Consider the following 10,038-nt stretch of genomic DNA (forward strand, 5'->3'; position numbering starts at 1 on the left):
TTTGAAATTTCACCCGGAAAATGCACGCTTTTAGGAGTATACCCCTGAAAAATCCTGCACTGATTTCCTGATTTTCCACCTGAAACCCTTGATTTATCAAGGTTTTGAGTTTATTCAGCAAGCCCTACTGAGCGTGTTGAAGTATGCCTACCCCACAAGAATCTACCCCATAAGAATTAATAGAATATTTTTTGATTTGGTTTTTTCAGGTTGATCTACAGGTTGATCTACTTGTTAAATTTTATTTAAATTTTATCAGTTTCTTGTGTACTCTCTGTATAAATAATTTTGCTAAACGCATTCGGGTGATATCTTGAATATTAGCTGAGTAATATTTTTTGTGATCAAAAAACTCATTTATTGCTGACAAAATTACTGTGAATCGCTGGATAATATTTTCAGTTCTGTACTCTGCTAAAACTTCTGTGGGTAAAGTCAAAGCCACTGGAGATGATAAAGTTTTGAGAATACGTTGTACATCATATTCTAGAGAATACCCAGCTATTTTATAACAATTAAATCCCGGATCTAAATAATCAGAAAGCCCGCCGTTAACGCTAGAAAAAACTTGACAACCACAAGCTAAAGCTTCCATCGGTTGCAAACCAAAACCTTCACTTACACCCTGTTGCGCCCAATATTCCGCAGAGTCGTAAAGGTAAATTTTCGCTCTATTAAATAATCCTGGTAAATCTTCAATATAAGAATCAACAACAAAAACTTTACACTTTTGTTGTAATGTAGGAATTAATTGTTTAATTAAATATTCAGAAGATTTTCGCGCTTGCACTAAAACATCAATATCTCTATCTAAATGCAAATTTGTAAATTCATCAGCGATTTGATTAGGTAAATAATAAATTAAATTATTAGGTGCTTTTTGTCCCCAATATCCCATTGTATTACGGCTAACTGTAATAATCGGAATACTGGAGGGAAGTTTAAAATTATAACCTGCACTATGAGCATGATAAACTACATTATATTTTTGCAGTTTAGGTGCGAGGTTAGCTATATCAAATCCCCAACTAATCACAAATATTACATCATCTAAATTTTGCTGTGAATTTTGATTTTTTAGTATATCATCAAGAAACAGCTTATCCTTTTCTCTTTGTCGGTAAGTGACAACTTCTGCACTACAGATATTTTGAGCTAAATTAACTGTTTTTAACTCTGCCCAAAGCCCACCACAAGCAAATTTCCCATCTGTTCCTGGAACTAAAAAGTACAGTTTTCTCATATAGAAGTTGGTTTTGATAATTACAATTATTTTTGTAGGTTGGTAATTGGTAATTGGTAATTGGTAATTGGTAATTGGTAATTGGTAATTGGTAATTGGTAATTGGTAATTGGTAATTGGTAATTGGTAATTGGTAATTGGTAATTGGTAATTGGTAATAGTTGATAGTTAATAGGGAAACATCAAATTTATTACCCAGTCACCAGTCACCAGTCCCCAGTCCCCAGTCCCCAGTCCCCAGTCACCAGTCACCAGTCACCAGTCACCAGTCACCAGTCACCAGTCACCAGTCACCAGTCCCCAGTCACCAGTCCCCAGTCACCAGTCACCAGTCACCAGTCACCAGTCACCAGTCCCCAGTCACCTGTCACCTGTCACCTTGGGATCTAAAACAATGCGTGAACCTGTACGATCTACATGATAAGTCCAAAATTGATTGTTCACTTTGAGAACCACTGCCCAACCCTCAACAGGATCATATTGTTGAGTACAGATTTCACCAAAATTAAACACACAGGAATTACTAAAAGTTTTTTGCACAGTACGAGTAATCCTGATACCTATAGTTTGTAACCGAGAACGTTGATAAGCATCATTCAAAACTTTTTCCGCAATTTTTTCTGGTAGTGGAGAACCCTCATTAGCTTTAATTTTCGGATCAATGACAATTTGCGAACCAGACTTATTGACATGATAAGTCCAAGACTCTTCTTTTACCTTCACAACTACAACCCAACCTTCTACAGGTTGATAAATTTCAGCACAGACTTCACCAAAATTAAACACACAAGAATTACTAAAAATTTTAGATGTGGAACTATAAATTCTCAGAGAATTTCTGTTTACACCAGAACGATTAGCCACATCATTTAAAACCTTACTAGCAATATTTCTTGGCAGTTGAGAAGCATTAAAAAAATTAATATTTGGCTCAATCACAATTTGCGAATATTGACTAACATGATAAGTCCAAGATTGCTCTTTTACCTGCACAACTACAACCCAACCCTGAATTGGTTTATATTCTTTAGTGCAACCCTTTTTAAACTCAAAAATACAACGGTTACTAAAAGTAGTCTGAGTCACCTGAGAAATTTTCAAATCAGATACTTGTACCCTAGAACGCACAGAAGCATCTCTTAACACCGCCTCAGAAATATTTCTAGGTAACGTATTTTGGGCTATTTGTATTTGTTCTCCGCTAGGAATAGCTCCAGATGTATGATTATTACTAATATCAACTCCACAGGCCAGCAGACTGCTTAAAGCCAAAGTTAAAACAATTGCTTTCGATAATTTACCGTTATTCTTTAGATGAGAAAGTAACATAATGTGTTTGCTACCTAATTATTGACAAGATATACCAAGTTATTTACTATTTTTAGTTTAATTTTGTTCCCCATATTCCCACCCAGTGCAGTTAACATTTTTTCTTTTCTCTGTGTACTCTGTGCCTGGAGTGGTTGGTTACAAATGTTTAGTTTCCCGCAGTTAATACAGCTAAATTCATCACATTTTCAGAAAACTGACGTTTTAAAGCTGCAAATACCGGACAAGGTGCAGAAGCTTGTAAATTATTCGGTTTACTCCATGTAAAGGGTGCTTGTTGAGCCGCAGACATCCATAACAACTTTTTAGCCCTAGTCATAGCCACATAAAGTAAACGATATTCTTCCGCCATTTTCAGATATTTTGCATCTTCCCAAGCTTGACTAACATGAGGTATTTGAGATGGTATTTGGGATATATTTTCTCCTTTGTGATGGAGTGGTGCACGAATTTGGGCGCGTGCTACTTCTGATAATGTAAAATCACCTAAAAATTGACTTTGGGGAAGAACCCAAAAACTTCCAGGAATTAAATTTTCATGTAAAAAAGGCAAAAATACATAATCCCAGTCTAGCCCTTTGGCTTTGTGCATAGTGATAATTGTTAGTTGTCCTTTTTTGGTATATTGTTCTTCTAAATTGTCTGTATCTACTGGCTCAAATCGTTCAGAATTTACAATTTCACTTAAAGCAGAAAGCATTGCACCCATTGAATTATTACCAAACATTTGCAGGTTTACTCGTTCTGCAAGTTTGTCTGCTGTGGCTAATTCTGCTTGATCATATTTTAATGTTAAAGCTAAAAAAGAAATGATTTGATAAAGTGGTAATTCTAAACGAGCGCGAAGTAAACTTCGACATAAATGAGCAGCTTTTTGTACTGTTTCTGTTTGGGGAGTTGCTAATGGTCCAGGATATAAAAATTCTTCTGGTAAAATAGCAAGGGTGTTAATATCTTGGGTGGGAATTAATTGACGTTGTACTAAAACATCTAAGGTAGCTTTTAAATAATCAGGAGAATGGGGGCGATCGCAAAATTGCAATAATGATAAAATCTCTTGAGGTACATGAGAACGCCTTTCTTGTTCTCCTACATCATAAAGTTTAATTTTATGTTCTTTACATATCGGTTCTAAAGCTGCTGCTAACCATCTACCTTGGCGATTTTCTCGCACTAATACCGCCGCACGAGCTTGGGAATTTTCCTTAAATAACTCTACAACTCTCTGAGAAATTAACTCAACTGTATGATAAATGTCACGAGGACTATATAATTCTAACCCTTTTCCCACTGGTGCGGGATTCGCATCTGGTTGAGGATCATCAAAATTAACAGCCTCAATTTTTTGATCTAAAAATGGTGTTTGTCTGTTTTTATTTGTGGCTAACCAATGACTATTTACCCATTCTAAAGCAAAGTTAGCAGCATCAATAATAATTCTGCTACTACGCCCTGCTTGATTCATTGTTGCTAGTCGTTTATCAACATTACACTGTTCACAAAATTCTCGGAAATAAATTGGATCAGCAGGGGTAAAAGTTGAATTAATCGCTTGGTTAGGATCACCAACTCTGACTAAATTCAATTTCGATTTATTTAAATTATTTTCATTTTCATCTTCCTCACTTGCTAATTTTTCTAAAAGTTGCGTTTGTAGTTGACTAGAATCTTGGGCTTCATCTTCAAAAACTGCGAAAATTTTGTTTTTTTCAATCTGTAAAGCGCTCTTATTTTTTAATACCTGCAATGCCCCTAAAATCATATCATCATAGTCAATGAAATCCTGTAATTTCATGATTTTTTGATATTGTTCATACAGTCCCGCAGCAATACGTAAAATTTGATAAGAATCTTGACTTTTTTCACTCCATAAATAAAGTTTTTCCGGTAATATTCCCGAGCTTTTAGCTTCATGAATCACGGTATAAGCTAAATCTGGTAATACTTCCGTTCTCAGCACTGACTGACGACGCAATTTTTCTGTTTCTTCTCCGTCAAATTGCTGACCTTCTAACAAGCGGCGATATAGGTCAGGATGGTTATTTATCCATTGTTCCACTGCTAGTCTAATAAAGCGATGACTTTGATTAGGAGTAATTAATTTGACTTCATCTAACTGTAAACCTGATAACTCAGGATGACGACTGGCAATATTTAAGGCTAAACCGTGTAGGGTATAAACAACAAAGCCAGTTTGTGGTAAGGATAATTCTTTTAACTTGTCGCGGATTTTTAATTTTAGGTTAGCAGCAGCAGAACGGGTAAAAGTAACAACTACCAACTGACGGCGATAATTTTTATCATTATTCACAGAATGCTGATATTGACGTGCTATGGCAATTGCAGCAGCAGCGGCCATCCCCGTAGACTTACCAGCACCCGGAACAGCAGATACAGCTAAAGGTCCTGTTTCCCAGTTTGCCATTTGTGTTTGTCCAGATCGCAAACTTTCACGAATTTTGTTAATATTTTCTCTTAATTGGTTGATAGATGATATGTAATTCATAATTCATAATTTATAGTTCATAATTGGTGATAGTTGATAGTTGATAGTTGATAGTTGACAGTTGATAGTTGATAGTTGATAGGGAATCATAAAACTGATTACCCAATCACCAATCACCAATCACCAATCACCAATCACCAATCACCAATCACCAATCACCAATCACCAGTCCCCAGTCCCCAGTCCCCAGTCCCCAGTCCCCAGTCACCAATTATCAATTTTTACTCATCAATTTGCCAAGCATCTTTGGTAAATTCTTCATCGAGAACTTTCTTAGGACGTAAAATGATAATAACTTTACCTAACAAAGTATTTTCTGGTGCAGTTTCAAACCATTGAAAATCAACTTCTCCAGAATTATCAAAGGCAAAATAACTAGAAGCATCCCAATCTCTTTGATTGCGATCTATCACAACTAAAACAGGTTCTATTTTCGTTTGATTTGGGTTAGGGAAAATATCGCTACTAGCAATAATGACTACTGGATCTTCCGCAGATCGTAACACTTGCCAACCTGGTAAAGCTACCCAAGCTTGTTCCCCTGCAAATTTGACAATTTTAAATGGTTCAATTTCTGTAACTATTGGTACAGCTTTTACAGCTTGTGGTGTCAATGGTAATTCACCCACTACAGGTACAAGCCGGGGTAGTTCTTCATCTGACTCTAACCGGAAAAAGGGTAGAATGGGGGCGGGACGTTGGGGAACTACGGTAAAATCAGTTAATAGTTGTTCGATTTGTTTCCTAGCTGTGGGCGAGTGAACAAAACGCAAACCCTTAGCAATTAAGCGCGATCGCTCTTGTAAATCCGAGTTCTGTCTGGCTAATTTCCAAGCTTGATAAGCGACTGCATCCCCTGGATCGTTCGTAAAACCTTGTGGTGGGGTAGAAAAGCGAGAAAAATCTTTGATTGCTTTAGCAACTTCCCGCGCTTCGTCTACATCAAGTTTATGTAAAAAAATCAAATCAGCCGCTGCGGCTCGATCCTCTTGAGTCAGTAAGCGCAGTTCATAAAGAATATCACTAGCTCTTGTACCATAGTATACCCGTGTTGCTTCCGATGCACCAAACTTTTCTAAAGAACTGTAAACTTGAGCGCCAACAATCACCTGATTTTGTTGGATTGGCTCAAATCCAGTGGACTCAAAGATTTCTTGGGGATTGTAACCGTTTTTTTGGAGGTAGGCGATCGCTACTCCCCATTCCACCCAGTTACCTTGTTTTTGTCTCAATTTTACTAATAATTCTTGTGCTGTATCATTAGCAGCATTCCCTGTATCTTGTGTGTTGGATGGTAGTTCAGTCATAATCGGAAGAGCAAACTTCAATTTAATATGGTGATTAGTAATTAAGCTCTTAATTATCCCTTAAATGTGCGAATTTTAGATTATGGATTTTGGATTTTAAATTGAGGTTGTTTGTTTCACAGCTTGGTTGATGTTGAATTGCTAAAAATCAGGATTTTCAACTCTGCTGTGTATGGAATATAACAAAATTGTGAAGAACATATAAAGAAATTTATGGGTAACACAAATCTCGAAATTGAGCAAGTGCGCTCTCAATTCAGTAGTCGTGAACGTGCAAAAAAACTCAAAATCCTGGTAGTGGATGATGAACCAGATAATCTGGATCTACTTTATCGTACCTTTCGTCGTGATTTTAACGTCCTCAAAGCTGACAGTGGTGTAAATGCTTTGCAATTGCTCGAACAAGAAGGAGAAGTAGCAGTCATTATCTCCGATCAGCGAATGCCAGAAATGAAAGGAACTGAATTTCTGAGCCGGACTTTACCACAATTTCCCGATACCGTGAGAATTATCCTCACTGGGTTTACAGATATTGAAGACCTTGTAGAAGCAATTAATAGTGGTCAAGTTTTCAAATACATTACCAAACCTTGGGACTCTGGAGAACTCAAGGAAGTAGTCCAAAGAGCAGCAGCAACTTATGATTTACTGAAACAGCGAACAGAAGAACTGCGTCGCGCTAATGCACAAATGCAGTTGTTGACTGTGCTGGTGGAAGTCACCCAAGCTGCTTCTAGCATAGAGGAAATTTTAACTTCCATTGCTAAAGCCTTTAGTGAAACTTTTGCTGCTGATGGTTGTATTGTACAACTTATAGAAGAAAATACTCTGGTAGCAACCCAGGGAGCTTACAGTGTGACAGGAGGAGTTGAAAATTGGCTCTGTGAAGATCCACTCGCCAAAGCAGCGATCGCCACTGCTCAAATCCAATCTTGTTTAAATATCCCTAAAGACCCTAATCTCAATACTCTTACTCATTACCAAGCTGCTGGAGTCCAAGCACATTTAATTATCCCAATTATTTATCGTCAGCAGATGTTAGGAGTATTATCGCTCCAGTGGCAAAAACCTTGTAATTTAAGGGAAGATGAACTTAACCTCATTCATCTGTCAGTGCAATTAGTGGCGATCGCTCTTTCTAGTAGTTGCAGTAGGTGACTGGTGACTGGGGACTGGTGATTGGGGACTGGTGACAGCAACAAAAGTCTTTTATCAATCCAAAATCTAAAATCTAAAATCTAAAATCGGATGACCAACTACCAAGCACCCATAAACAACGAAATTCGTAACATTTTTGACCGTATTGCCCCAGTTTATGATCAATTAAACGATTGGTTAAGTTTGGGACAACACCGGATATGGAAAGAAATGACCGTTAAATGGAGTGGAGCTAAACCCGGAGATACCTGTTTAGATTTATGCTGTGGTAGTGGTGATTTAACCTTTAGATTGGCACGACGCGCAGGAATGACGGGAAAAGTTTATGGTGTAGACTTTTCCTGTAACTTACTCACAACTGCCAAAGAACGTTGCCAAAGCCATTACCCCCAACCTCCTATCACTTGGATAGAAGCTGATGTTCTTAATTTACCCTTTGACGACCATCAATTTGATGCCATCACAATGGGCTATGGTTTAAGAAACGTGAAAGATATTCCCCGCAGTCTCCAAGAAATATATCGCGTTCTCAAACCTGGTGGTAAAGCAGCAATTTTAGATTTTCATCGCCCTAACAACGAAACATTCCGCGCTTTTCAGCAGTGGTATTTAGATAACCTCGTCGTTCCCCTGGCAACTAATTTAGGTGTTAAAGAAGAATACGCTTATATTAGTCCCAGTTTAGACCGTTTCCCCATTGGTAAAGACCAAGTAGCAATAGCACAAAAAGTAGGTTTTGTCAACGCCACACATTACCCCATTTCTAACGGTATGATGGGAGTGTTGGTAATTGATAATTGATAATTGATAATTGATAATTGATAATTGATAATTTGTAATTACTAACTAATGTTAAGTTGCTAGTTGGGAGTCAGGAAACAGTGAACAGTGAACAGTCAACCTCGATAACTGTCACCTGTCACCTGTCACCTGTCACCTGTCACCTGTCACCTGTCCTCTTTCCCTAATCCAAAATCCTGTGGATTGGTCACATCTTTGGCTTTATGTATCACCCCCAATTCTGGGTGGAATTATCGGCTATTTCACCAATGATATAGCCATCAAAATGCTATTTCGCCCCTATCGAGCTATTTATATTCTGGGGCGCAGAGTGCCTTTTACTCCTGGGTTGATTCCCCGCAATCAGGAGCGGTTGGCAAAAAATATTTCTAATACCATTATGGGATCGCTGTTAACGCCAGAAGAATTGCAAAAGCTGGCGAAGCGTCTCTTACAAACAGAACGGGTACAAGGTGCGATTCTCTGGTTATTGAAGTTGGCGCTGGAGCAAATTCAAGGTGATAAAAACCAGAAAAGTGCCAAAATTGTGGCGGGAATTTTACGGGATTTGCTGGGAGAGTCTTTACCCCGTCTCCTGAAGGTTTTGGCCAGACAGGAAAATTTTTTAGAAGCGCAAATCAACCAAATTTTTGACCAGGTATTACTGGAATTTCAACTCAGTGAAGAACAATCTACACGGTTAGCTGATTGGTTGTTGCAAGTTGTTTTACCATCGGATGTTTTAAGACAGGCAATAGTTGATTTTTTAACAGATAGGACTATTCAAACTATTGATGATAGCTTTCGTGAAAAAACCAGCGGTACTTATTGGGTAGTCGCTAATTTATTTGGTTTACGTAATACTCTGACCCGGTTAAGGACTTTTTGTTTAGATGAAAAAGAGGCTACAAATAAACGATTAGAAGAATTAATCCAAGATTTGCAAATGCGCGATCGCCTCAAAAAATTATTCCAAGATTTATCTTTACAAAATTTACCCGTTGGTACAGTTCGTCAACTCAGAAAAACCACTAGGGAAAGTGTACGCCATTACTTACAAAAGAGTGGTAGCAATTTGTTACATGAATTAACTGAATCAGCGGACTGGGAAAATATTGCTGTCTTGCTGTTAAATCGTTTGCGAAATTCACCAGTGGTTAATACTTCCTTAGAAGTAGTGTCTCAAGAGTTAGCTTTAATTTTAGAAAAGTATTTAGAAAAAGATTTAGAAGCAATTGTCGCCCAGGTAATTCCCATTTTATCTATAGATCAAGTGATTGTTGACCGAGTAAAATCAACTTCACCTGCTGATTTAGAAGCAGCAATTGAAGGAATTGTCAAGAATGAATTACAGGCAATTGTGACTTTAGGCGGTATTTTAGGTTTTGTTGTCGGGTTATTTCAGGTAGGATTTTTGGTTGTCAGTCGATATTAGGGACTGGTGACTGGTGACTGGTGACTGGTGACTGGTGACTGGTGACTGGTGACTGGTGACTGGTGACTGGTGACTGGTGACTGGTGACTGGGGACTGGGGATTGGTGACTGGGGAGTGTGGACAGGGTACAGGTAGAGTGTGACGGGGAGACTGTGTCTGGTAGGTGGGCACATGAGGAGCGAGGACGGGCAGTTCAGAGACGTAGAGATGAGTGCTGGGACAGGGTTAGGTGATCGAGTGTCCTCAGTTGAGATACGTGACTCTGACTGGACTGACATA

At 38.2% G+C, this 10,038-nt stretch carries 9 protein-coding genes; 4 read left to right on the top strand and 5 right to left on the bottom strand.

The genetic code is table 11. The features are described from left to right. Positions 1-241 precede the first annotated feature (241 nt). Entirely contained in the window at positions 242-1,243 is a 1,002-nt protein-coding gene (locus FFR48_RS21140; RefSeq protein ID WP_137668737.1) for a glycosyltransferase, read from the bottom strand. Positions 1,244-1,404: 161 nt separating this feature from the next. Between FFR48_RS21140 and FFR48_RS21150 the strand changes: the two genes are divergently transcribed. After that, positions 1,405-1,692, top strand: coding sequence for a hypothetical protein (locus FFR48_RS21150; RefSeq protein ID WP_162501927.1), 288 nt, complete (start codon positions 1,405-1,407; stop codon positions 1,690-1,692). On the opposite strand, the gene FFR48_RS21155 is transcribed toward FFR48_RS21150, so the two are convergent. The 3 genes from FFR48_RS21155 to FFR48_RS21165 form a co-directional block, all read right to left on the bottom strand. Then, on the bottom strand, positions 1,604-2,572 hold the full coding sequence (locus tag FFR48_RS21155) for a DUF8738 domain-containing protein (RefSeq protein WP_137668738.1): 969 nt from the start codon (positions 2,570-2,572) through the stop codon (positions 1,604-1,606). The genes FFR48_RS21150 and FFR48_RS21155 overlap by 89 nt on opposite strands. Positions 2,573-2,720: 148 nt before the next feature. Further along, positions 2,721-5,078, bottom strand: a complete 2,358-nt coding sequence (locus tag FFR48_RS21160; protein WP_137668739.1) for an ATP-dependent helicase — start codon at positions 5,076-5,078, stop codon at positions 2,721-2,723. A 221-nt stretch (positions 5,079-5,299) separates the two neighbouring features. Continuing rightward, positions 5,300-6,385 carry a RuBisCO accumulation factor 1 gene (locus tag FFR48_RS21165; RefSeq protein ID WP_096567974.1) on the bottom strand — a complete coding sequence of 362 codons (1,086 nt, stop codon included), beginning with the start codon at positions 6,383-6,385 and terminating at the stop codon, positions 5,300-5,302. Between the two features lie 213 nt (positions 6,386-6,598). On the opposite strand from FFR48_RS21165, the gene FFR48_RS21170 reads away from it, so the two are divergent. From FFR48_RS21170 to FFR48_RS21180, 3 genes are all read left to right on the top strand, one after another. Continuing rightward, positions 6,599-7,543: a response regulator gene (locus FFR48_RS21170; RefSeq protein ID WP_137668740.1), complete on the top strand. Its 945-nt coding sequence runs from the start codon at positions 6,599-6,601 to the stop codon at positions 7,541-7,543. A 111-nt stretch (positions 7,544-7,654) separates the two neighbouring features. Further along, positions 7,655-8,344 (top strand): bifunctional demethylmenaquinone methyltransferase/2-methoxy-6-polyprenyl-1,4-benzoquinol methylase UbiE, encoded by a 690-nt coding sequence (ubiE, locus tag FFR48_RS21175; RefSeq protein ID WP_137668743.1) that lies wholly within the window; start codon positions 7,655-7,657, stop codon positions 8,342-8,344. 178 nt (positions 8,345-8,522) lie between these two features. Next, positions 8,523-9,758 carry a DUF445 domain-containing protein gene (locus FFR48_RS21180; protein WP_137668741.1) on the top strand — a complete coding sequence of 412 codons (1,236 nt, stop codon included), beginning with the start codon at positions 8,523-8,525 and terminating at the stop codon, positions 9,756-9,758. On the opposite strand, the gene FFR48_RS21185 is transcribed toward FFR48_RS21180, so the two are convergent. Further along, positions 9,745-9,930, bottom strand: a complete 186-nt coding sequence (locus tag FFR48_RS21185) for a hypothetical protein (protein ID WP_137668742.1) — start codon at positions 9,928-9,930, stop codon at positions 9,745-9,747. The two genes, FFR48_RS21180 and FFR48_RS21185, sit on opposite strands and share 14 nt — an antisense overlap. Positions 9,931-10,038: the final 108 nt, after the last annotated feature.

Origin of the sequence: Sphaerospermopsis reniformis, assembly GCF_005402885.1 — a bacterium.
GTDB classification, from domain to species: domain Bacteria; phylum Cyanobacteriota; class Cyanobacteriia; order Cyanobacteriales; family Nostocaceae; genus Sphaerospermopsis; species Sphaerospermopsis kisseleviana.

Coding starts and splice junctions, on each gene's coding strand:
- FFR48_RS21140 (WP_137668737.1), bottom strand. CDS start 1,243: ATGAGAAAACTGTACTTTTTAGTTCCAGGAACAGATGGGAAATTTGCT.
- FFR48_RS21155 (WP_137668738.1), bottom strand. CDS start 2,572: ATGTTACTTTCTCATCTAAAGAATAACGGTAAATTATCGAAAGCAATT.
- FFR48_RS21160 (WP_137668739.1), bottom strand. CDS start 5,078: ATGAATTACATATCATCTATCAACCAATTAAGAGAAAATATTAACAAA.
- FFR48_RS21165 (WP_096567974.1), bottom strand. CDS start 6,385: ATGACTGAACTACCATCCAACACACAAGATACAGGGAATGCTGCTAAT.
- FFR48_RS21170 (WP_137668740.1), top strand. CDS start 6,599: ATGGGTAACACAAATCTCGAAATTGAGCAAGTGCGCTCTCAATTCAGT.